We start from the raw sequence: 21,931 nt of genomic DNA, 5'->3' as shown, positions 1-21,931 counted from the left end.
ACGGAGCGACTTCGACGCGTGTGTGTTCGTAATATCGAACGAAGGTCGAAGTATCGAGCAAATTGAATGATAGGAAGCGTGTGAGCGGCGTCAATAGTTTTCGCAAGATTCGTTAGCGACGTCGAAATATTTCGGAGACGCCGCTGGGGCGGGAGGCGGCCGGGCAGACCGACGGTCAGATGTCCGCCGAGGTGCCCAGGCCCGTCAGCGCGCCCACCGGGTCCGGGTCCGGGGTGCCGCGCGGCCACCAGTCGTCCGCGCCCGGGTCCGACTCGTACGCGTACCACAGGCCGTCGCGGCCCAGCCGGAGCTGGAGGTGGCCCCGGGGGTGAGTGAGGTGGTTGCGCCAGGGGCGGAACGCCGGGAAGTCCGCGGCGAGGAGGAGCGGGCGGGCGCGGTCGAAACGGCCGGCCGGCGGGTCCCAGGGCTCCTCCAGTACGGCGAGCCCGTCCGGCCCGCCCTGCCGCCACGCGGCGACCGCGCGCGCCAGCTCGGACGGGGTGCGGCCGGCCGCGGCGGCGAGGGAGGCGTACAGACCGCGGGTGGCGGCGGTGAGGCCGGAGCCGGGGCGGGCCGCCGCGAGCCGCACCGCGTCCTCCCACAGCGTCAGCTCGGCGACCGGGTCCTGGCCGGTGGCGAGCAGGGCGTGGGCGCGGGCGGCGGCGTCGGTGGCGAGCTGGTCCAGCGCGAACGGGTCCGGACCGCCCGGTGCCGCCGGGTAGGCCGGGGGCTGTTCGGGGTGCGCGGGTGTCGGCAGCGGCGCCGGAAGCGGCGGCAGCGTGCGCGGGGCGAGCGCGTCGGTGGCTCGGACGCCCGGCAGCGGTGCCGGCTCCCGCTCCTGGGCGGCTCGGGCCGCGCGGGCGGCGCTCAACCGGGAGAGCGCGTCGAGGAGTTCGCGTTCCCCACGGCCGCGCAGCAGGAGCAGCACGAAGGGGTCGGCGTCGAGCAGCCGGGCCGTCTGGTAGCAGAGGGCGGCGGCGTGCTTGCAGGGATGACCGCGGTCCGGACAGCTGCACCGGGGCTCCAGATCACCGGGGCCGGGCAGCAGCGGCACGGCACCGTCCGCGAGGGCCTGTGGCATCTCCTTGTCCAGCAGCGCCGCGATGTGCGCGGGCCGGTCCGCCGCGGCGTCCAGGAACCTCTCCCAGTCCGCGTCACCGAGCGTCCGCAACCGCACCTGCACGCGGTACGGCCGCGGCCGGCTGCCCTGCACATACGCGAGCACCTGGCCCGGCGTCACCGTGATGGCGTCCACCTGCCCACGCGCGGCATAACCCCTCCCCCGCACCAGCCGCTGGACATCCAGCGCGCCCTCCTCCAGCGCGGTGATCCACGCGTTGCCCCACCAGGTCGCGGCGAAGCGCCCGTCCCCTTCCCCGGGGAGCGGCGGGAAGGCGGGGAAGGTACGGCGAAGCTCACTGTCCCGGTGAGGGGAAGCCATCGAGTGCGGGGTGAGAGAGCGGGCGGCATCGGTGTCCGAGGCGGACCACGACGCACGGCCGGCGCCGCGGGGGTCCGGGGCGGTGGTGTAGCGGGGGTCCGGGGCGGCGGCGTGGCGCGGGTCCGGGGCGGTGGCGTGGCGCGGGTCCGGGGCGGTGGTGTAGCGCGGGTCCGGGGCGGCGGTGGTGTCGATGCCGGTGCCCGAGGTCGGCTGCGGCGCGCGGCCGGCGGTGCCGTCGTCCGCGGTCGGCTGCGGCGCATGGCCGGCGGTGCCAGGGAACGCGGCAGCGGCCGGACCGGTGCCGTGGCCGGAGCCTTGGCTACCCGCGTCGAGGTCGCCGTCCCGAGTCTCGTGCGTCGCGCCGGTGCCGGTGCCGTCGTTCACGACCGGCTGCGACGCCTGGGCGCTGGTGCCCCGGAACACGGCAGCAGCCGGGCCGGTGCCATGGCCGGCCCTTCGGCCACCCGCGTCGGCCTCGCGATCGGCGTCCCGAGCTTCCTGCGACGCAGCAGTGCCGGTGCCGGTGCCGTCGTTCACGACGGGCTGCGACGCATGGGCGCCGGTGCCCGGCATCGCGGCATCGGCAGGGCCGGTGCCGTCGCCGGAGCCCCAGCCGTCCGCGCCGGTGCGGTGACCGGAGCCCCGGCCACCCGAGTCGGCGTCGGCCTCCCGAGTTGCCTGCGTCGCGCCGCTGCCGTCGCCGGAGCCCCAGCCGTCCGCGCCGGTGCGGTGACCGGAGCCCCGGCCACCCGAGTCGGCGTCATCATCCCGAGTTGCCTGCGTCGCGCCGGTGCCCCGGCCGCCCGCGGCGGTGCCCCTGTCCCCGGTCTCCTTCGGTACGCGGCCGTCGGTGCCGGAGGGTGTCGCGGGGCCGGAGGTCTCGCCGGGTGGGAGAGGCGTACCGGTGCGGGAGGGATCGGCGGGGGTGTCGTCGTCGGTCGGCATCCGGAAGGCGTTCGCGAGGAACGCGGCCACCTCCGCGGACGCCGTGGGCCGGGTCGGGCGGCGTACCGGCGCGGAGCGCGGCGCCCTCCTGGTGGTGTCGCGTGCCTGCGCCGCGCGTTCCCGCTCCCGGCGGGCGGCGCGGAGCGCGTCACGGGCGACGTCGGCCGGGCGGGCATCCTCCGGCACGGCCGCATCGGCGGCGGCCGCGTCCGGCTCCTCGCTCTCCGCGCTCGCGGAGTCCGCTGCCTCCGTCGGCGACGGCCGGCCGAGGGTGGCGCCCTCCTCGGCCCCCTCCTCCTCCGCGCCCCGCCGGGCCGCGACCGCGCGGCGCAGTGCGGCCCGGGCCGCGTCGCCGGGCCGGGGTGCGCGAGGTGCCTGGGACTCCTGAGGTTCACGTGCCGCGAGCTGCCGCTCGTCGGAGGGCGGTGTCCCGTCCTCCCCGGGCATGGCCGGCGGCGAGCCGCCGTCCTGCGCTCCTCGGGCGGCCTGCAAGGCCCGGCGTGCCGCGTCCCCAGGGCGTTCGGGCCGCTCCTCGGGCTCCGGCCGCCCGCTCATGACGACCTCCGCAGCGACACCAGGTCGGTCAGCTCGCGGTCCGTCAGTTCGGTGAGGGCCGCCTCGCCGGAGCCGAGGATCGCGTCGGCGAGGGCGCGCTTGGACTCCAGCATCTCGGCGATGCGGTCCTCGACCGTGCCCTCGGTGATCAGGCGGTGGACCTGGACGGGCTGGGTCTGGCCGATGCGGTAGGCGCGGTCGGTGGCCTGTTCCTCGACGGCCGGGTTCCACCAGCGGTCGAAGTGGACGACATGGCCCGCGCGGGTGAGGTTCAGGCCGGTGCCGGCCGCCTTGAGGGAGAGGACGAGGACGGGCGTGGCGCCGCTCTGGAAGCGGTCGACCATCCGCTCGCGCTCGGGCACCGGCGTGCCGCCGTGCAGCAGGTCGACGGGGACCGCCCGGTCGGCGAGGTGGGCGGTGATGAGGCGGGCCATGCCGACGTACTGGGTGAAGACGAGGGCCGAGCCGTCCTCGGCGAGCAGGGTGTCCAGCAGTTCGTCGAGCAGGGCGAGTTTGCCGGAGCGCGCCGCGTCGCGGTCGCCGCCTCGCGCGCCGGGGTCTTCCTTGAGGTAGAGCGCGGGGTGGTCGCAGATCTGCTTCAGAGAGGTCAGCAGCTTCAGGACCAGGCCGCGGCGGGCGATGCCGTCGGCCGTCTCGATGGCGAGCAGCGACTCGCGCACCACCGCCTCGTAGAGCGCGGCCTGCTCGCGGGTGAGGGGGACGGGGTGGTCGGTCTCGGTCTTCGGCGGCAGTTCGGGGACGATGCCCGGGTCGGACTTCTTGCGGCGCAGCAGGAAGGGGCGGACGAGCCGAGCCAGCCGGGTCACCGCCTCCTCGTCCTCGCCGTTCTCCACGGCGCGGGCGTGCCGGGCGCGGAAGGACTTGAGGGGGCCGAGCAGTCCCGGGGTCGTCCAGTCGAGCAGTGCCCACAGTTCGGAGAGGTTGTTCTCGACGGGTGTGCCGGTGAGGGCCACGCGCGCGGGGGTGGGGATGGTCCGCAGCGCCTTCGCGGTGGCCGAGTAGGGGTTCTTCACGTGCTGTGCCTCGTCGGCGACGACCATGCCCCAGGTGTGCCGCGCGAGCAGTGCGGCGGCCGAGCGCATGGTGCCGTAGGTGGTGAGGACGAAGCCGGCGCCGAGGTCGTCGAGGGTGCGGCCGGTGCCGTGGTAGCGGCGGACGGGGACGCCGGGGGCGAAGCGTTCGATCTCGCGCTGCCAGTTGCCGAGCAGGGATGCCGGGCAGACCACGAGGGTGGGTTCGGTGCGGGCGCGCTTGAGGTGCAGGGCGATGACGGTGATCGTCTTGCCGAGGCCCATGTCGTCGGCGAGGCAGCCGCCGAGGCCGAGGCTGGTCATGAGGTCGAGCCAGGCCAGGCCGCGCAGCTGGTAGTCGCGCAGGGTGGCGCGCAGACCGTCGGGCGGTTCGGCGGGTCGTACGCCGGCGGTGAGGCGGTCGCGCAGGGCCGCGAGGGCGCCGACCGGCACCGCTTCGACGGTCTCGCCGTCGACCTCGGCGGTGCCGGTGAGGGCGGCGGACAGCGCGTCGACGGGATCGAGCAGGCCGAGTTCGCGTTTGCGGGCCTTGCGGACGAGGGCGGGGTCGACGAGCACCCACTGGTCCCGCAGCCGGACGACGGGGCGGTGGGCCTCGGCGAGGGTGTCCATCTCGGCCTCGCTGAGCGGGTCGCCGCCGAGCGCCAGCTGCCAGCGGAACTGGAGCAGTTCCTCGCTCTCGAAGAAGCCGGTGCCGTCGGTCGCGGAGCCGGGCGCGGGGCGTACCACGGCGGCGGCGGTGAGGTCGCGCGCCAGGTCGCGCGGCCAGTGCACGGCGACCCCGGCGGCGGCGAGCCGGGTGGCGGCGACGCCCAGCAGGTCACCGAGTTCGTCCTCGGAGAGGGCCAGCACGTCGGGCACGTCCTGGTCGGCGAGCCGGTCGAGCGGCGGCCAGACGCGGGCGGCGCGCCGGACGGCGAGGGCCGCGTCGACGCGGGCGCGGGGGCCGAACTCGGTGTCGGCCTCGCCCGCCCACAGGGCTGCCGCGTCGGTCACCAGGGTGGGGTCGGCGAGGCTGTGCACCTGGACGACCGCGGCGCCCGCGCGGCGCAGCCGGTCGCCCGCCTCGCCGTCCGGTCCGGTGTCGAAGAGGTCGGACGCCGCGAGGTCGAGGCGGAGCGAGACGCGGACGCCCGCGTCCATGCCGGCGGCGACCTCGGCGGCCCAGTCGTGGGCGTCGGGCAGGCGCTGCGGGCGGCGGTCGGCGAAGGGGCGTCCGCAGGCGTGGGGGGCGGCGGGGGTGCGGGGCAGGGTGTCGGCGACGGCGTCGAGGAAGGCGCGCAGCAGGGCCTCCGGCTCGGGCAGCCGGAGCGGGCCGGGGCCGGGCAGCGGCACCGCGTGGCCCTCGTACGGCAGGGCGGCGGCGATGGCGCGGAGGTGGGCGATGTCGTCGGGGTCGAGCGGGCCGGCCCGCCAGGCGTCGTGGCCGGTGGGGGTGAGGCCGGGCAGGAAGCGGCCGCGGGCGGCGAGCCGCAGGGCGTGCCGGGCGGCGGCGCCCCAGCAGGCGGTGGCGGGGTGGGCGGCGGGGTCGTGCCGGGCCCGCACGAGCAGGGGCAGGGCCTGGTCGAGGGGCAGGCTGAGCGCGGGGGCCCGCCTGCGGCGGACCTGCGCGCCGTGACGGCGTACGACGGCCAGCTCGGTGGGTTCGGCGTGGCCGAGGCCGGTGGGGGCGGGGCCGCCGTCGGGGTCCCAGAGGGCGATCCGGCCGTCGCGCGGGAGGGGTGCGGGCAGGAAGACGGCCGCGAGTCCGGTGGGCACCGCCTCGCCCGTCCGCTCGGTCACTGTGGTGTCGCGCATACGTCTTCTCACCTCCCGCCCCGTGCGTCCGATCAGTCGTCTTCGACTCTACGGGCCGGGTCTGACAATCGGCCCCGACGGCCGTCCGGGGCCGGTCGGTCAGGGGACGGTGCGGGAGACGACGTACACCATCGGGTACGTCGGGTTGGCCATGTTCACGACGATGTCCTGGGTCGGCCTCGGGTTCTTCTGCGCGTGGACGAGGCCCCAGTACGGGCCGGGCCGGGCGGCGGGGCCGGAGAAGTTCCAGCCGGTGACGTTCTGGTCGCGGGCGCCGATGGTGATGTCGTGCTCGGTCAGGTCGCCCCGGCTGACGCCGATCTCGTCCAGGAAGGCGTCCAGGCCGTCGTGGGTGGTCTGGAACTGGACGTAGAGACGGCTGGTCTTCCAGTTGTTCGTCTCGTACCAGGCGACCTTGTTCGACGGATGCGGTATCGGCACCTGGTAGAGGCGGCGCTGCACCTTCGACGGCCAGCCCTCGGTGAGGCCGGTCGCGGAGTACTTCTCCTCCTTGTCCTTGCCGCTGTCGCGGCTCTGGTTGGCGGAGATCACCAGATAGCCGGCCGGGATGCCGATGAGCAGCACGATGATGATCAGGGTGAGCGCCCGGCGGCGGATCATGTGCCGGCGGTCCTCCACCGGCCGCTGCGCCTCCTCCGGGGGGCCGGCCTGGTGCGGCAGGGTCTCCGTCACAGCGTCTCCTGGGTGCGGCGGGACTGCGTGTACCGCTGGTAGCGCTCGTGGCGCTCGACCCGGCGGCGGTTGGCGCGGCGGAAGCGGCGGGCGACCAGGCGGGCGAGGTCGGCGGCGCCGACCATGCCGGCCTCGGGGCCGAGCTGGGCGCGGACGATGCGGGCCTCGGGGCGGTAGCCGCGGCCGGTGAGGTGCCGTTTGAAGGCGTCCCGCGCGGGGCCGATGAGCAGGTCGTCGGCGGCCGAGACACCGCCGCCGATGACGAAGCAGGACGGGTCGAGGGCGGCGGCCAGGTTGGCGATGCCGACGCCGAGCCACTGGCCGATGTCCTGGAGCAGTTCGACGCACATGGCGTCGCCGTCGCGGGCCAGCTCGGTGATCATCGGGCCGGTGATGTCGCCGATGCTGCCCTTGACGTGCTCGATGATCCCGTAGGCCACCGGGGAGTCGGCGGCGGCCAGCTCGCGGGCCTCGCGGACCAGCGCGTTGCCGGAGCTGTACTGCTCCCAGCAGCCGCGGTTGCCGCACGGGCAGCGGTGGCCGCCGGGCACGACCTGCATATGGCCGAACTCGCCGGCGACTCCGTATTTACCGCGCTTGACCTGGCCGTCCTCCAGGATCGCGCCGCCGATGCCGGTGCCGAGGGTGATCATGACGAGGTGGTCCTCGCCGCGGCCGGCGCCGAAGCGCCACTCCGCCCAGGCGGCGGTGTTGGCGTCGTTGTCGACGAGCACGGGCACCGCGAGGCGCCCGGCGATGCGGTCGCGCAGCGGCTCGTTGCGCCAGGACAGGTGGGGTGCGAACAGCACGCGGTTGCGGTCGGCGTCGACCCAGCCGGCCGCGCCGATGCCTACGGCGTGCACGTCGTGCCGGTCGGACAGGTCCAGCACCAGTTCGACGATGGTGTCCTCGACGACCTTGGGGCTCTTGGACTTGTCCGGGGTCTCCGTGCGCAGCTTCTCCAGGATGTTGCCGTCGGCGTCGACGACGCCCGCCATCACCTTGGTGCCGCCGATGTCGATCCCGACCGTGGGCACGCGCGGTGCGGTCAGGTGCGAGCGGCGTTCCCGGGTGCCGATGGTTCTGAGGGCGGGGGCACGCCGGGAGCCGATGGGGGCGCTGAAGGTGCCGTAGGTGCTCATCGCCGCCGATTGTGCCTCACGGGGGCGCGGGGTGCCGAACGGCCGAGCGGTGGCGCGGTGACCGCCGTCGGCCGGCTGCGGCGCCGTCGCGGCTCGTCCGCCCCGCGCCGGAGCCGGGCCGCCACGGCCGCGCACCGCCGTCGGCCGGCTGCGGCACCGTCGCGGCTCGCCCGCCCCGCCCCGGAGCCGGCCCGCCACGGCCACGCACCGCTCAGGCCCGCTCCAGTTCGTGGCGGAGGTCCGCGAGGTCGCTGCCGCCCGCCATCTGCTCCGTCAGCTCGTCCAGGGTGATCTCGTCACGGGTGTGGCTGCCCACCATCGTGCCGCGCTTCAGCAGCACGAACCGGTCCCCGACCAGGTACGCGTGGTGCGGGTTGTGCGTGATGAAGACGACTCCGAGGCCCTTGTCGCGGGCGGCGGCCACGTACTTAAGGACGACTCCGGACTGCTTGACGCCGAGCGCGGCCGTGGGCTCGTCGAGGATGAGGACCTTGGCGCCGAAGTGCACCGCCCGCGCGATGGCGACGCACTGGCGCTCGCCGCCGGAGAGGGTGCCGATGGGCTGGTCCACGTCGCGCAGGTCGATGCCCATGCGCAGCAGTTCGGCGTGGGTGGTGCGGCGCATGTGGTCGACGTCCATGCGCTTGAAGGGGCCGACGCCCTTGCGGGGCTCGGAGCCGAGGAAGAAGTTCCGCCACACCGGCATGAGCGGTACGACGGCGAGGTCCTGGTAGACCGTCGCGATGCCGCGGTCCAGGGCCTCGCGCGGGGAGGCGAGGCGGGTCTCCTCGCCGTCGATGCGGAAGGTGCCCCCGTCGTGCCGGTGCAGCCCCGCGATGATCTTGATGAGCGTGGACTTGCCCGCGCCGTTGTCGCCCAGCACACAGGTGATCTCGCCCGGGTGGACCTCCAGGGAGACACCTTCGAGGGCGCGGATGTTGCCGTAGTGCTTGCTGACGTCGGACAGCTCCACGAGTGCCGTACGAGCCGGGGTCTGCGTCACTTGGAGGCCTCCGCGCGCTTGCGGACCCAGGCGTTGAGCAGGGTCGCGAGGAGCAGCATCGCTCCGAGGAAGAACTTGAACCAGTCGGGGTTCCACTCGGCGAAGACGATGCCCTTGCTGGTCATGCCGAAGATGAACGCGCCGACCGCCGATCCGACCGCGCTGCCGTAGCCGCCGGTGATCAGGCAGCCGCCGATGACGGCGGCGATGATGTAGATCAGCTCGTTGCCGACGCCCTCGCCGGACTGGACGACGTCGTAGGAGAAGAGCAGGTGCTGGCCGGAGATCCAGGCGCCGAGGGCGACGCCCATGTAGAGGCCGATGCGGGTCTTGGTCACCGGGACGCCGACCGCTCGGGCCGCGTCCTTGTTGCCGCCGACCGCGAAGATCCAGTTTCCGGCGCGGGTGCGCAGCAGGATCCAGGAGGCCACGGCGACCAGGGCGAACCACCACACGATGGTGATCTTGAAGTCGACGCCGCCGAGGGTGAGCGTGGAGGCGAAGACGTCCTGGGCGCTGGGGAAGCCCTCCATGTCGGCGATGGTCTTGGTGGAGACCGTGTCGGAGATCAGCTTGGTGAAGCCGAGGTTCATGCCGGTCAGCATCAGGAAGGTGCCGAGCGTGATGATGAAGCTCGGCAGGTTGGTACGGGTCAGCATGAAGCCGTTGAAGGCGCCGATGGCCAGGGTGGCCAGCAGGGAGACGCCGACGCCGACCCAGACGTTGGCGGTCATCTGGTAGCTGAACATCGACGAGATCAGCGCGGACGAGGTGACCATCACACCGGCCGACAGGTCGAACTCGCCGCCGATCATCAGCAGCGCCACGGGGACGGCCATGATGCCGATGGTGGACGCCGCGTACAGGACGGTGCTGAGGCTGGAGGCGCGCAGGAAGCTGTCGGCGGCGAACGCGAAGAACACGAAGACCGCGAGGGCGCCGACGACCGATCCGAGTTCCGGGCGGCCGAGGAGTCTGCGCAGCGGCGAGGTGCGCAGCAGGCGTTCGTCGCCGGTGGTGGCCGCGCTCATCGGGTGCCCCGCTTCGTGTACTCCTCCAGGGCGCCCGCCTGGTCCGCGGTGATGATCTGCGGACCGGTGAGCACGGGCTTGCCGCCGCCGAGGACGTCGGCGTTGTACCGGTACAGCCACAGCAGGTCCACGGCCTGGTAGCCCTGGAGGTAGGGCTGCTGGTCGACGGCGAAGCCGAGGGTGCCGTCCTTCAGGCCGGCGGCGACCTTGGCGTTCAGGTCGAAGGTGTCGATCTCGGCGTCGCTGCCCGCGCCCTGCTTGGCCTTGACCGCAGTGTCGGCGTACGGGGCGCCGAGGGTGACGACGGCGTCGACGTCCTGGTCGGCCTGGAGCTTGGCCTCGATGGCGGACTGCACGTCGGGCATGCTGGTGCCGTTGACGTACAGGTTCTGCACCTCGCCGTCGAAGGTCTCCTTCACACCGGCGCAGCGCTGCTCGTGACCGACGTTGCCCTGCTCGTGCAGGACGCAGATCGCCTTCTCGCGGCCGCGCTCGTTCAGCTCCTCGCCGACGGCCTGGCCGGCGATGGTCTCGTCCTGGCCGATGTGGGTGAGCGCGCCGAACCTCTCGGACTCCTCGGAGCCGGAGTTCACGGTCACCACGGGGATGCCGGCCTTCACCGCGCGGGCGACGGCGGCCTTCATGGCGTCGGGCTTGGCGAGGGTGACGATGATGCCGTCGACCTTCTTGTCGATGGCCGCGTCGACCAGCTGGGCCTGCTGCTGCGCCTCGTCGTCGTGGGAGTACAGGAATTCGATGTTGTCCTTGCGGGCGGCCTCCTCGGCGCCGCTCTGGACGATGTCCCAGAAGGTGTCGCCGTCACCCGAGTGGGTGATCATGGCGAAGGTCCAGCGGGGGGTGGTCACCGCCGCCCCGCCCCGGGCGGCCGCGGCCTTGCGGGCGTCCTCGGCGCGTTTGCCGCCGGTACTGCTGCATCCCGCGAGGGAGAGGGTGAGTGCCCCCGCCACCGCGATGCCTACCCAGGTCCGAAACCGTGCCACGAGGCCGTGCCCTTCTTGCTGTGTTCTTCGGTACGTCGGGCCCGGTGGTCCCACCGGGCCCAAACGCCCCAGTATCGAACACAGGGGTCGTGCCCGCCGGGACCGGGGAGGGAGAGTCGGTCGCATTGTCCTGACATTGCGACGAACCGGTGTCCGGGGGCAGCGCGCCGAAGGGCGCCGTTCAGGGCCGTACCAGGAGCTGGAACTCGAAGGAGTAGCGGGCCGGGCGGTAGGTGTGGGTGCCGTACTCCACGGCGCGGCCGGTGTCGTCGAAGGTGGTGCGCTCCATGGTGAGCAGCGGGGCGCCCTCCGTCTCGCCCAGCCGGTCGGCCTCGGCGGCGGTCGCGGCGCGGGCCCCGATGGACTGCCGGGCGCTGTGCAGGGTGATGCCCGCGGCCCGCATCAGCCGGTACAGGCCGGTGCTCTCCAGCTGTCCGGTGTCCAGGTCGAGCAGCCCGGGCGGCAGGAAGTTGCACAGGTACGCCATCGGCTCGCCGTGCGCCAGCCGCAGCCGTTCCACCTGGTGCACATCGCTGTCCTCGGCGACCCCGAGCGCGGCCGCGACCTCGGCGGACGCCGGGACGACCGTGTTGACCAGCACTTTCGTGGCGGGGCGCTGGCCGGCCGCCTCCAGGTCGTCGAAGAGGCTGCTGAGCTCCAGCGGCCGCTTGACCTGGCTGTGCACGACCTGGGTGCCGACACCGCGGCGGCGCACCAGCAGCCCCTTGTCGACCAGGGACTGGATGGCCTGGCGGACGGTGGGCCGGGACAGGCCGAGCCGGGCGGCCAGCTCGATCTCGTTGCCGAGGAGGCTGCCGGGGGTCAGCGTCCCGTGCTCGATCGCGGCCTCCAGCTGCTGCGACAGCTGGAAGTACAGCGGCACCGGAGAGCTCCGGTCCACACTGAGGTCGAGCCGGACGGTCGGGTCCACAACTGGTTTCGGCACGGGCCGAGCGTAGCTTTCGTGACCGGTTGACGGGAAGTTGTGTAGTCCGATTGTCCGGACATACAGATTGACAGGAGGTGGGGTCGGCCCCCACTTTGTTTCCATGCGCATCGGCGTCATCGGTACGGGCCGCATCGGCACCCTCCATGCGAACACCCTCAGCCGTCACCGGGACGTGGGCTCCCTGATCCTGACGGACGCGGAGCCCGCGCGGGCGCAGGAGCTGGCCCAGCGTCTGGGCGAGACGGCGGCGCCCGGCGTCGAGGAGATCTTCCGCTGGGGTGTCGACGCGGTGGTGATCACCACGGCGACCTCGGCGCACGCGGAGCTGATCGGCCGGGCGGCGCGCTCCGGGCTGCCGGTGTTCTGCGAGAAGCCGATCGCGCTCGACCTGCCCGGCACCCTGCACGCGCTCGGCGAGGTGGAGGCGGCCGGGACGGTCCTCCAGATGGGCTTCCAGCGCCGCTTCGACGTGGGCTACACGGGCGCCCGCGAGGCGGTGCGCTCGGGGCGGCTCGGCCGGCTGCACACCGTCCGCGCGGTGACCTCCGACCAGGCGCCGCCGCCGGCCGCGTATCTGCCGCTGTCCGGCGGGCTGTTCCGCGACACGCTGATCCACGACTTCGACATCGTGCGCTGGGTGACCGGGCGCGAGGTGGTCGAGGTGTACGCCTCCGGGTCCGACGCCGGTCCGGCGATGTTCCGGGCGGCGGGCGACGTCGACACCGGCGCCTCGCTGCTCACCCTCGACGACGGCACGCTGGTCACCGCGACCGCGACCCGGCTGAACGGGGCGGGCTACGACGTGCGCATGGAGCTGGCCGGGGAGCTGGACCAGATCGTGGTCGGCCTGGACGACCGGACGCCGATCGCCTCCACCGAGCCCACCGGACCACCGGCCGCGTCCCGGCCGTGGGCCGGTTTCCTGGAACGCTTCGGGCCCGCCTACGAGGCCGAACTCGCCGCCTTCGTCGAGGTGGTGCGGGGCGAGCGGGCCAACCCGTGCGACGGCCGCGAGGCGCTTCAGGCGCTGCGCATCGCCGAGGCCTGCGAACTCTCCCGCCGGGAGCGCAGAACGGTGCGGCTGGCGGAGATCGCCGGCGGGGCGGAGGCGGTGTTCCGGTGACCGGCGGCGCCCCGCGACGACAGCCGGGACGCACCGCCTCACCAGCGCACCGGCAGGCTCCTCATCCCCCGGATCAGCATCCCCGGCAGCCACTCGCCGGGTGAGCCGTCCAGGCGGAGGTCCGGGGCGCGCTCCAGCAGGGTGCGGATCGCGGTGCGGGCCTCCAGGCGGGCCAGGGGCGCGCCGACGCAGAAGTGGATGCCGTGGCCGAAGGCGAGATGGGAGCGGGGGTCACGGCGGATGTCGAAGCGGTCGGGCTCGGGGTAGCGGGCGCCGTCACGGTCGGCGGCGGTGAGGCCGATCATCACCGTCTCGCCCGCCTCCACCCGGACCCCGGCCAGCTCCAGCGGCTCGGCGGCGTACCGGAACGTGGCGGTCTCCACCGGGCCCTCGTAGCGCAGCATCTCCTCCACCGCGCCGTCGATCAGGGTCATGTCGGCGCGCAGCGCGGCCAGCTGATCGGGGTGGGTGAGCAGGGCGTGCACACCGTTGGTGATGAGGTTGACGGTCGTCTCGTGCCCGGCGAGCAGCAACAGGTAGGCCATGCCGCGCAGTTCCGCCGGGGAGAGCCGGTCGCCGTCCTCGTCGGTGGTGCTGATCAGGGCGCTGAGCAGGTCGTCGCCGGGGCCGGCGCCGCGCTTGGCCTCGATCAGCTCGGTGAAGTACTCGGCGAGCCGGGCCAGCGCGTCGTTGCCGCTCTCGACGCTGGTCGGGGCGACGACCTCGGTGGACAGCTTGCGGAACTCCGCGCGGTCCAGGTCGGGCACACCGAGCAGTTCGCAGATCACGGTGATCGGCAGCGGGTAGGCGAAGGACTCCACGAGGTCGGCGCGGCTAAGCGGCAGCATCGCGTCGAGGAGGCCGTCGGTTATCTCCTGGACGCGCGGGCGCAGCTCCTCCACCCGGCGCGCGGTGAACGCGCGGGTGACGAGCCTGCGCAGCCGGGTGTGCCGGGGCGGGTCGGCGACCAGCAGATACGGCCCTATCAGCTCCTCGTCCAGCAGGGTCACGCCGATGTGGCTGCCGTCCTTGGACAGCCGCGGGTCGGCGAGCGCGGCGCGCGCCTCCTCGTACCCGACGACGAGCACCGTCTCGTAGTGGTCGGGCCCCGGCAGCCGCACCCGGTGCACCGGGCCGCGGGCCCGCAGTTCGGCGTAGACCGGGTGCGGGTCGGCGCGGAAGCCGTCCCTGTGCGGCCCCAGATCGATGACGTCCCCCATGGCTCTCCCCTCGTGTTCACTCCTCCAACGCGCGAGCGCCCCGCTCAGTGCCCGCCCGCCGGTCCCTCGTTCGAGGACTCCGGGTGGTCCGGGAGGTCGAGGAGCCCCGCGTCGTAGGCGAGCAGCGCGATCTGCACCCGGTTGCCGAGGTCGAGCTTGGCGAGGATCCGCGAGACATGGGCCTTGACGGTGGGGACGCTCATGAACAGCCGGGCGGCGATCTCCGCGTTGGGCAGACCGTGGCCGACCGCGACGGCGACCTCGCGCTCCCGCTCCCCGAGGACCGCGATACGGGCGCGGGCCCGCGCGCGCCGGGCGTCGGCGGCGGTGCCGGCGGCGTGGGCCATCAACTGCCGGGTGACGGCGGGCGACAGCACCGGGTCGCCGGCCGCGACCCGGCGCACGGCGTCGAGGATGTCGGCGGGCGGGGTGTCCTTGAGGACGAACCCGGCGGCGCCCGCCCGCAGCGCGCGCAGCACCTGCTCGTCGGCGTGGAAGGTGGTCAGCACCACGACCTGCGGGGCGTCCGGGCGGGCGCGCAGCCGTTCGGTGGCGGTGAGGCCGTCGACCGCGGGCATCCGGATGTCCATCAGCACGACGTCGGGGCGGGTGCGGCCCACCATCGCCTCGGCCTCCCCGCCGTCGGCGGCCTCCCCGACGATCTCGATGTCGTCGGCCCCGCCCAGCATGAAGGTCAGCCCGGCCCGCACCAGCGGGTCGTCGTCGACGAGGAGCAGTCGGATCGCAGTCATGGGCCATACGAAATCACGGCGGCCCGCCCGGAGTGCGCCGGTCACCCGGAGCGCAGCACCACTCCGTACCGGGTGCGCAGCCGGCGGATCTCCCACCAGGCCACCGCCGTCACCGAGGCGGGACCGCCGAGCAGGGCGCAGATCTGCACCAGCGGCGGGCCGGGCGGGATGCCGCCGGTGGCCAGGCTGATCGCCGTGAACTCCCACACCAGGAAGCCGGTGAGCAGGGCGGGCAGCGCCGCGTGCACCTCGGCGGTGTTGAAGGCGCCGCGCACGGCGGAGCCGGTGGCGAACAGCAGGAAGCAGGCCGCCCAGACGAGGACCCCGAACAGCGCGAACACCAGCAGGGCGACCAGGACCTGTCCGGCGCCGCTGACACCGTCGGTGAACCGGACGACGGCGCCCGCTCCGAGGCCCGCCAGCGGAAGCGAGGTCACGACCCCCAGATACCACAGGGCCGACCGCCCGGCGAGCCGCAGTCGCCGCCGCATCTCCAGCCGGGTGTGCGCGGCGGCCCAGCGGTAGAGCAGCGCCACCACGAGGGGCGCGCTGAGCAGCAGCAGCCAGGGGGTGATCGCCAGCCGCAGCAGGTACTGCTCCTGGGCCTCGGCCATGTCCCCCGGTGTGCCGTACACGGTCAGGATGAGGAAGGACATCACGGTGGCGGTCCAGGCGCGGGCCTTCTGCACCCGTCTCACCTCGGGGTCGTCGATCCGGCGGTGTCCCTGCGCCGGGAAGATCCGCCGCGCCCGGTTGCGGGCCGAGCGGGCCAGCGGATAGCCGGCCAGCAGGGGCAGGGTCACTCCCCAGAAGCAGGGCACGGTCAGCAGGGCCCACGCACAGCCCGCGTTGCCGCGCCCCCGGGCCCGCCGCAGCAACTCCCCGAGCGTCGGCCACTCGTCGTCGCGCAGCCGCCGCCAGAGGGAGGTCCGCGGCGGCGGGACGTACGGACCGTAGGGGTGGTAAGGGCCGTACGGGGGCGGCCCGTAGGGGTGGTGCGGGGGCGGGCCCGGCTGGGGCGGGACGTACGGTCCGGGCTGCGGTGGCGGCGGGTACGGGCCGCCACCCGGCGGCCACGACGGCTGGTACGGATCGGGTCCCCCGAAACTCACGCTGCTGTCCTTCCCGGTGGTGCTGGAGGTGTTCCGCCCCAGTCAACCGGCCGGCCGGCGCCCAGGACAGGGGATCTGCCGTACTCGCCCGGCACCCGCCCCGGAAACGGCCCGCCGGCGCCCCGCCGTCCTGGCAGGATCGCCGCATGCGGACCGTGTACGCCTTGCTGGTGGGCATCGACGACTACCCCGACGCGCCGCTGCGCGGCTGCGTCAACGACGTGCGGGCCGCCGAGGACTGGCTGCGGCGGCGCAGCGGCCTCACGCACGAGATCCGGACGCTGTACGACGCCCGGGCCACCCGGGTGGCCGTACTGGCGGGCATCGAGGACCACTTGGCGCGCAGCGGCCCCGGCGACACGGCGCTGCTGTGGTACAGCGGGCACGGCAGCGAGCGGCCCACGGACGATCCGCGGGAGGCCACCGGCTGGTCGCAGGCGCTGGTGTGCCACGACAGCCTCGCCGAAGGCGGCCTGCCACTGCTCCAGGACACCGAACTCGGCCCGCTGCTGGACCGGATCGCGGCACGCGGCACCCATGTCGTCGCCGTCCTGGACTGCTGCCACTCGGGCGGAGCGACCCGCAATGGCGTCCCCGGCACCACCGCGCGCGGTGTGGACTGGCGGCCGTGGTGGCCCACCGGCGGCTCGCGCGGCAGTGGTGTGCCGGGGGGCGAGCCGGGCCGGCACGTCCTGCTCGCCGCGTGCCGGCCGCGGGAACGCGCCCACGAGAACGTGCTCGACGGGCAGGTCCGCGGCTACTTCAGCCACGCCCTGCTCGACTCCCTCGACCGGCTGGGGCCCACGCCCGCGTACGGCGTCCTGCACGCGCGCGTGCAGGAGCGGGTGCGCAGCCGGATGCCGACGCAGCACCCCGAGCTGCGCGCCCTGGAGGACGCCCGCTTCCTGCACGGCGACGCGGTCCCGTCCTCGCCCTTCCTGCTGCGGCACACCACCGGGGGCTGGGAGGTCGACTGCGGTCACGCGCACGGACTGCGGGCGCCCGGCGCCGAGTTCACGCTGCTCGGGGAGGGCGCCGGTGCGCGAACGGTCGTCGTCCGGGAGGTGCGGGCGGAGTCGTCCCTGGTGGATCCGGTCGACTGGCGGCCCGGCCCGGCCGAGCGGGAGCTGGTGCACGGGGTGACGCCGACGGCGCTGGCGTTCCCGCCGGCCGCGGTGACGGTCACCGGCGATCCCGACGGCGTACGGCTGGTGTCGCGGGCCGTCGCCGGCGTGCTGTCGACGGCGGCCGGTGGGGACGGGCTGCGGCTGCGCGTCGACGTACGGGACGGGCTGGCGTGGGTGTCCGGGGGCGCCGGGCGGCCCCTGCCCGCGCTGCCGCTGCGGTCCGACGCCGACGCGGCGCGGGTCGCCGACTGCGTCGCCCACCTCACGCACTGGCATCGCGTCCGCGACCTCGTCAATCCGGACCCGTGGCTGTCGTCCCTGGTCCGGATCGGCGTCGAGGAGACGGCGGTGGGCCGGCTGCGGCGCCTGGCCGACGGCGAGATCGTCTGCTCGTACACCGCGGACCACCGGCCGCCGCAGGTGCGGGTGCGCGTCCACAACGACTCGGACCGGCCGCTGTGGTGCGTCCTGCTCGACCTGACCGACAGCCACGGCTCGTCGCCGGACCTCTACGAGGGCGATTTCGTGGGCCCGGGCAGGGCGGGGTGGGCGATGCGGGGCGAGCCGGTGGGGCTGTATCTGCCGCGCGGCAGCGCCGTCGTGCCCGGTGCCGCCACCCGGGACTGCCTGAAGCTGATCGTGACCGAGAACGAGCTGAACCTCGCCCCGTTCCGGCTGGAGCCGTGGTCGCCCGGCGCCCCGGCGTACGCCCGCGATCCGCTGGGCACGGCCGGGCCGGGCGGCCTGCTGCGTCTCGCCGGTCGGGAGGGCGACCGGGACGCGGGCCCGGTGCCCGGTGTGGGCCGCTGGGGCACGGCCCAGGTCGTCGTGCGCACCGAGGTGCCGTGAGCGGTCGCCACCGGCCGGGGTGGGTGAACCCCGCCCAGGCGGTGAGGTCGTCGCCGCGGATGTACCGGACCCGCCGGCGCAGCCCGTCCGGCATGCCGGGCGGCGGTTCGCTCCGGTCGTCCGGCGTCCACGACCGGGCGCTGCGCCACGCCTGCCCGGGCGACAGCCCGTCGCGGCTCGGACAGCGGTGCGTGATGTGCATCAGCGGCGAGGTCACCGCCTCCTGGAGCAGTGTCTGGAGGTCGTACGCCTTCCGCGCCGCCTCAGAACTCCCCTGTCGGCCGCCGCGGCGCGGTCTGCGTGCGGTACGGCGCGAGGACGCCGTTCAGCCACCGCTCGCCCCGCTCGGTGCCGAAGTCGACGGGCGGGGCGCCGGTCGGCTGGAGGAGCGGGGCCTCGCCCCGGTCGTCGAAGAGGATCGCCACCCGGTCGGCGGGCTCCCGCTTGGACGGCCAGACGAACCCCTGCGCCCAGGTCTTGGTCTGCCGGCGGATCCAGTGGCCCCAGTCGCGGGTCTGCGGATAGTCCGCGCCCTCGGTGTGCACCAGCCACGAGTCCTGCGCCACCGCGGCCAGATCGGTGCCGCCCATCAGCGACACCGCCTCGACGTCGGTGTCCAGGCGCAGGAAGGACAGGCTGCGCCGCTCGAAGGCGACACGGGGCAGCAGCCGGGGGCCGGCGCCGCCGTCGAACGGCAGTGAGCGCAGCAGCACCTCGCTGACGGCGGCACCGACGCTGAAGCCGACGTACAGGTAGCCGTACGGGTCGAAGGGGGTGCTGTCGAACCGGCCGCCGTAGTAGAAGGGGTGCGTCAGGCGGGTGTTGTAGGCGGCCGGCTCGCGGTGTGTGGTGTGCACGCGGAACACCGGCGTGCCCGCGCGCAGCAGCACACGGGACGGCTCGCCCGGCAGGGCCTCGGGGGGCGGGTACTTGCCCATCGGCTACCACTCCCCCTCTGCGGTCGCCAGCTCCCGCGCGGCGCCGCGCAGTTCCTCGTCGCGGCCGTGGCCGAGCAGGCCGGCCGGGGTGCCGTCCCACCAGGGGCTGGGCGACAGCCACCAGTCGGCCGTGCCCCACGGGTCGGTGTCGGCGCGCAGCAGGGCGTTGATCTCCAGGACGACCTGCCAGGGCATGCTGCCGGCCTCGAACTGGAAGCGGGGCAGCAGGCGGCGGCCGTCGGCGCCGGACAGCACGACGAGACGCGGGTCGGCGTCCGCGCTCCACGGCAACGACGGCCGCGCCAGCAGGCGTTCGCGGACGGGCCCGAGGACGGGGCCGACCATGGGGTTGCCGTCGAGGACGAGGAGGCACAGGTCCAGGGCGCCGTACCCCTGGTACTCGGCGGTGGCGGGCGGTCCCGTGAACCGCTGTGCGGTGCCGTCCTGCCGCAGGCGGGCGGCCTCGTCGGCCGGGAGCGCGGTGAGGACGACGCGCGCGGCGCGGTCGGCGGCGGTTTGCCGGGCCGCGGCGGCACGCCGTACGGCGTCCGGGTCGGGGTCGGTGTCCGGGCGCTGTGCGGTGTCCGGGCCGCCACCGGTGCCGCCGTCGGTGTCCGGGCCGCGGCCGGTGCCGCCGTCGGTGTCCGGGCCGCCGCCGGTGCCGCCGTCGGTGTGCGGGTCCGCGCCGGTCTCCGGCCGTTCGTCCGCGGTCGCGGCCCGTAACTCCGTGAGCCGGAGCCTGAGTTCCTGCCGCGCGCCGGGGTCCAGCAGGCGCGACAGCCGGGGCCAGTCGGCCGCCAGGGCGCCGAGCAGCATGAAGGAGTTCGCCCCCACCTGTGCTCCTTCCTCTCGTCGTGGACGGACTCCGCGCACCCGGCGGACGGGGCGGCACCGGCTGGATGGGCGTCCAGGACCGTTCGCCCACCGCACCGGCCACGAGGACCGCGCGGAGCACCTGTTCACGCTACTGGTCGCGGGGTGTCCAGGAGGGGCGGTTGATGGTCGTCACCCGGTCGAAGCCCGGTCGGCACAGTCGGACCGCTCCATCAGGCGGATCAGCGGGGTCAGCTCCAGGGCAGCCACGCCCGCACCTCGAAGCCGCCGTCCGCGCGCGGGCCGTGCTCCAGGCGGCCCCCGGCGAGCGTCGCGCGTTCGGTGAGGCCGATCAGGCCCTGGCCGGAGCCGGGGACGGGCGGGACGTCGCCGTCGGGGGCGGGGTTGGAGACGCGGACGGTGAGGCCGTCGCCGCGGGTGCCGGTGACGCGGACGGTGACGCCGGTGCCGGGCGCGTGCTTGCGGGCGTTGGTCAGGCCCTCCTGGACGACCCGGTAGGCGGTGCGGCCGACGGAGCCGGGGACGGTGGCGGGGTCGGTGACGTCGTGGACGAGGGTGACCTTCATGCCGGCCGCGCGGGACTCGGCGACCAGCGCGTCCACGGCGGCGAGCGTCGGCTGCGGGCGGCCCGCGTCGTCGGACTCGCCGGCCCGGAGCACGCCGATGATCTCCCGCAGATCCTGCAGCGCCTCGTGGGCGCTCTCGCGGATGACTCCGGCCGCGCGGGCGATCTCCTCGCGGGAGGCGTCGGGCCGGAACTCCAGCGCTCCGGCGTGCACGCTGAGCAGGGTCAGCCGGTGGGCGAGGACGTCGTGCATCTCCCGGGCGATGGCCTCACGGGCGAGCCGCTGGGCCTGGTCGGCCCGCAGCCGCGCCTCCGTCTCGGCCCGCCGGGCCCGGTCCCGCAGGCTGAGCATGAGCTGTCGTTTGGACCGGACGAACAGGCCCCAGCCGATGGCGGTGAGGGTGAGCAGCGCGGTGAGTACGACGGCCGCCGGGTAGGGCAGGTCGGGGTCGGGGCGCAGCCACAGCACCACGGGGATCAGTGCGAGGGAGGCGCCGCCGATCCAGGCGACGTACCGGAAGGACCGGTGCACGGCGACGGTGAACAGGGCGACGAGGGCCGCGCCGCCCGAGGTGACGGAGACCAGGCCGAGGGCGGTCAGCGCGACGGCGAGTTCGACCGGTCGGCGGCGGCGCAGCCAGAGGGCGGCGCAGGCGAGGGCGCCCAGCAGCTGGTCGGTGACGGCGAGTCCGTGCGGGGTCGCGGGGTCGTGGGCGACGGTGTCCGCGGCCGCGATGCCGACGGCGACGGCGAGCAGGAAGCAGGTGAAGTCGACGGCCCAGTCGCGGGCGGTGCGCCGGGGGTGGCCGGCCCGTCCCGGGGGTGCGCCGCCGGGGTCGATCTCGTGGAGCACGGCGGACGGGAAGAGCCACCGTCGCTCCGTGAACTCCGGTGCCCGCCGCGCCGCTCGGTCGTCCCTCACGGTCGGCAAATGTACGCAGCCGCGGGCCGTGCCCACACGCCCCGCGCCGGATCACCGACCGAAGTCGCGGCCCGCGCGACCGAAGTCGCCGGGTCCGCGACCTCGGTCGGGGGCGGGAGGCCGCGTTCCGCGACTTCCGCCGGAGGGTTCTCGCCCCGCGGCCGATGTGGGTGGGGGGTCCGCGGGGCGAGAGTCCTGTCCATGAAACAGGTGCTGGAAGTACTCGGGTTCCTCGCCCTGGTCCAGGGCGTGATGGGGCTGTTGCACGAGTTCACCGACTGGGACATGGGGCTCGTGCGGCGGATCGGTTTCCTCGACGGCTACGAGGTCTTCGCGAGCGTCGCCCTGGTGGTGCTGGCGTGCGCGCTGTTCGCCGCCGCGGACGGCCGGAGGTCCGGTTGAGGCCCGGCCCGTTCAGCAGTCGTGGTCGATCAGGTCGAACGAGGCGTAGTGGTCGGCGGTGTAGTAGTCCTCCTGGTACTGCTCGCCGGTGACGATGCGCCGGGCGCCGCGCGTGGAGACGTTCGGGGTCTTGACCGTGTACTCGTGGTAGTAGCCGGTGGTCCGGCTAGGCAGGATGCCCTCGCGGTTCTGGAAGACGCTGCCGTCCTGGGTGTACGGGTAGGGGCCGCCCTGCTCGATCAGCCGCAGGGTGTCGTACGCCTGGGAGGGCAGGTCGCTGTAGCAGATGCTGCCGACCGCCTGGGCGGCGGCGCCCGCGGGGGCGGCGGAGACGGTGCCGCCGACGAGGAGGGCGGACAGGACGGCGGCAGCGGCGCCGATGCGAGAGGTTCGTGGGGGGAATCTCATGCGCCCATGATGACGCGCGTAGACGATGGCATGTCAATGACAAGCGGAGCGAATTTCCCGTGAAGTCCCA

Annotated in this window: 18 protein-coding genes; 3 read left to right on the top strand and 15 right to left on the bottom strand. The window is 74.5% G+C overall.

Translation table 11 applies throughout. The features are described from left to right. Positions 1–175 precede the first annotated feature (175 nt). The 8 genes from ABT232_RS15865 to ABT232_RS15830 all read right to left on the bottom strand — a co-directional run bounded on the left by ABT232_RS15865 (position 176) and on the right by ABT232_RS15830 (position 11,591). Positions 176–2,941, bottom strand: coding sequence for an SWIM zinc finger family protein (locus ABT232_RS15865; protein WP_351840480.1), 2,766 nt, complete (start codon positions 2,939–2,941; stop codon positions 176–178). Continuing rightward, the gene (locus ABT232_RS15860) at positions 2,938–5,790 is read right to left on the bottom strand and encodes an SCO1167/SCO6262 family helicase (RefSeq protein ID WP_351840479.1); all 2,853 of its coding nucleotides are present in this window, start codon (positions 5,788–5,790) and stop codon (positions 2,938–2,940) included. Before ABT232_RS15860 ends, ABT232_RS15865 begins: the two co-directional genes overlap by 4 nt. Positions 5,791–5,889: 99 nt before the next feature. Beyond that, complete coding sequence (locus ABT232_RS15855) at positions 5,890–6,483, bottom strand: sugar kinase (protein WP_351840478.1); 594 nt, start codon at positions 6,481–6,483, stop codon at positions 5,890–5,892. Then, the gene (locus ABT232_RS15850; protein WP_351840477.1) at positions 6,480–7,625 is read right to left on the bottom strand and encodes an ROK family glucokinase; all 1,146 of its coding nucleotides are present in this window, start codon (positions 7,623–7,625) and stop codon (positions 6,480–6,482) included. Before ABT232_RS15850 ends, ABT232_RS15855 begins: the two co-directional genes overlap by 4 nt. Positions 7,626–7,836: 211 nt before the next feature. Next, positions 7,837–8,628, bottom strand: coding sequence for an ATP-binding cassette domain-containing protein (locus ABT232_RS15845; protein WP_351840476.1), 792 nt, complete (start codon positions 8,626–8,628; stop codon positions 7,837–7,839). Continuing rightward, the gene (locus tag ABT232_RS15840; protein WP_351840475.1) at positions 8,625–9,659 is read right to left on the bottom strand and encodes an ABC transporter permease; all 1,035 of its coding nucleotides are present in this window, start codon (positions 9,657–9,659) and stop codon (positions 8,625–8,627) included. The genes ABT232_RS15845 and ABT232_RS15840 overlap by 4 nt, the downstream gene beginning before the upstream one ends. Further along, positions 9,656–10,660: a sugar ABC transporter substrate-binding protein gene (locus ABT232_RS15835; RefSeq protein WP_351840474.1), complete on the bottom strand. Its 1,005-nt coding sequence runs from the start codon at positions 10,658–10,660 to the stop codon at positions 9,656–9,658. Before ABT232_RS15835 ends, ABT232_RS15840 begins: the two co-directional genes overlap by 4 nt. A 181-nt stretch (positions 10,661–10,841) precedes the next feature. After that, a complete protein-coding gene (locus ABT232_RS15830; protein WP_351840535.1) occupies positions 10,842–11,591 on the bottom strand; it encodes a GntR family transcriptional regulator in 750 nt (249 codons plus the stop codon). A 118-nt stretch (positions 11,592–11,709) separates the two neighbouring features. Here ABT232_RS15830 and ABT232_RS15825 point away from each other — a divergent pair, with 118 nt between their 5' ends. Then, positions 11,710–12,732, top strand: a complete 1,023-nt coding sequence (locus tag ABT232_RS15825) for a Gfo/Idh/MocA family protein (protein WP_351840473.1) — start codon at positions 11,710–11,712, stop codon at positions 12,730–12,732. Between the two features lie 38 nt (positions 12,733–12,770). On the opposite strand, the gene ABT232_RS15820 is transcribed toward ABT232_RS15825, so the two are convergent. The 3 genes from ABT232_RS15820 to ABT232_RS15810 are packed head-to-tail and all read right to left on the bottom strand — an operon-like array spanning position 12,771 to position 15,816. Continuing rightward, a complete protein-coding gene (locus ABT232_RS15820) occupies positions 12,771–13,952 on the bottom strand; it encodes a cytochrome P450 family protein (protein ID WP_351840472.1) in 1,182 nt (393 codons plus the stop codon). Between the two features lie 44 nt (positions 13,953–13,996). After that, the gene (locus ABT232_RS15815; protein WP_351840471.1) at positions 13,997–14,704 is read right to left on the bottom strand and encodes a response regulator transcription factor; all 708 of its coding nucleotides are present in this window, start codon (positions 14,702–14,704) and stop codon (positions 13,997–13,999) included. 41 nt (positions 14,705–14,745) lie between these two features. Further along, a complete protein-coding gene (locus ABT232_RS15810; protein ID WP_351840470.1) occupies positions 14,746–15,816 on the bottom strand; it encodes a hypothetical protein in 1,071 nt (356 codons plus the stop codon). Between the two features lie 146 nt (positions 15,817–15,962). On the opposite strand from ABT232_RS15810, the gene ABT232_RS15805 reads away from it, so the two are divergent. Then, positions 15,963–17,792: a caspase family protein gene (locus ABT232_RS15805; RefSeq protein ID WP_351840469.1), complete on the top strand. Its 1,830-nt coding sequence runs from the start codon at positions 15,963–15,965 to the stop codon at positions 17,790–17,792. A 263-nt stretch (positions 17,793–18,055) separates the two neighbouring features. Here ABT232_RS15805 and ABT232_RS15800 read toward each other — a convergent pair whose 3' ends face one another. The 3 genes from ABT232_RS15800 to ABT232_RS15790 all read right to left on the bottom strand — a co-directional run bounded on the left by ABT232_RS15800 (position 18,056) and on the right by ABT232_RS15790 (position 21,051). Further along, complete coding sequence (locus tag ABT232_RS15800; protein WP_351840468.1) at positions 18,056–18,730, bottom strand: RES family NAD+ phosphorylase; 675 nt, start codon at positions 18,728–18,730, stop codon at positions 18,056–18,058. Between the two features lie 3 nt (positions 18,731–18,733). Beyond that, complete coding sequence (locus ABT232_RS15795) at positions 18,734–19,564, bottom strand: hypothetical protein (RefSeq protein WP_351840467.1); 831 nt, start codon at positions 19,562–19,564, stop codon at positions 18,734–18,736. Between the two features lie 230 nt (positions 19,565–19,794). Further along, a complete protein-coding gene (locus ABT232_RS15790) occupies positions 19,795–21,051 on the bottom strand; it encodes a sensor histidine kinase (RefSeq protein ID WP_351840466.1) in 1,257 nt (418 codons plus the stop codon). A 201-nt stretch (positions 21,052–21,252) separates the two neighbouring features. On the opposite strand from ABT232_RS15790, the gene ABT232_RS15785 reads away from it, so the two are divergent. Further along, on the top strand, positions 21,253–21,453 hold the full coding sequence (locus ABT232_RS15785) for a hypothetical protein (protein WP_351840465.1): 201 nt from the start codon (positions 21,253–21,255) through the stop codon (positions 21,451–21,453). A gap of 12 nt (positions 21,454–21,465) precedes the next feature. Here ABT232_RS15785 and ABT232_RS15780 read toward each other — a convergent pair whose 3' ends face one another. Then, complete coding sequence (locus ABT232_RS15780; protein WP_351840464.1) at positions 21,466–21,861, bottom strand: guanyl-specific ribonuclease; 396 nt, start codon at positions 21,859–21,861, stop codon at positions 21,466–21,468. Positions 21,862–21,931: the final 70 nt, after the last annotated feature.

The sequence above is a fragment of the Streptomyces sp. NPDC001532 genome (genome assembly GCF_040298625.1).
In the GTDB taxonomy this organism is placed as follows: Bacteria; Actinomycetota; Actinomycetes; order Streptomycetales; family Streptomycetaceae; genus Streptomyces.
Note: the sequence above shows the minus strand (reverse complement) of the source record. Positions and strands in the feature narration are given on the sequence as shown.

Bases quoted from the DNA above. Each gene is read 5' to 3' on its own strand.
- ABT232_RS15865 (WP_351840480.1), bottom strand. From the start codon at position 2,941: ATGAGCGGGCGGCCGGAGCCCGAGGAGCGGCCCGAACGCCCTGGGGAC.
- ABT232_RS15860 (WP_351840479.1), bottom strand. From the start codon at position 5,790: ATGCGCGACACCACAGTGACCGAGCGGACGGGCGAGGCGGTGCCCACC.
- ABT232_RS15850 (WP_351840477.1), bottom strand. From the start codon at position 7,625: ATGAGCACCTACGGCACCTTCAGCGCCCCCATCGGCTCCCGGCGTGCC.
- ABT232_RS15840 (WP_351840475.1), bottom strand. From the start codon at position 9,659: ATGAGCGCGGCCACCACCGGCGACGAACGCCTGCTGCGCACCTCGCCG.
- ABT232_RS15825 (WP_351840473.1), top strand. From the start codon at position 11,710: ATGCGCATCGGCGTCATCGGTACGGGCCGCATCGGCACCCTCCATGCG.
- ABT232_RS15820 (WP_351840472.1), bottom strand. From the start codon at position 13,952: ATGGGGGACGTCATCGATCTGGGGCCGCACAGGGACGGCTTCCGCGCC.
- ABT232_RS15815 (WP_351840471.1), bottom strand. From the start codon at position 14,704: ATGACTGCGATCCGACTGCTCCTCGTCGACGACGACCCGCTGGTGCGG.
- ABT232_RS15805 (WP_351840469.1), top strand. From the start codon at position 15,963: ATGCGGACCGTGTACGCCTTGCTGGTGGGCATCGACGACTACCCCGAC.
- ABT232_RS15800 (WP_351840468.1), bottom strand. From the start codon at position 18,730: ATGGGCAAGTACCCGCCCCCCGAGGCCCTGCCGGGCGAGCCGTCCCGT.
- ABT232_RS15785 (WP_351840465.1), top strand. From the start codon at position 21,253: ATGAAACAGGTGCTGGAAGTACTCGGGTTCCTCGCCCTGGTCCAGGGC.
- ABT232_RS15780 (WP_351840464.1), bottom strand. From the start codon at position 21,861: ATGAGATTCCCCCCACGAACCTCTCGCATCGGCGCCGCTGCCGCCGTC.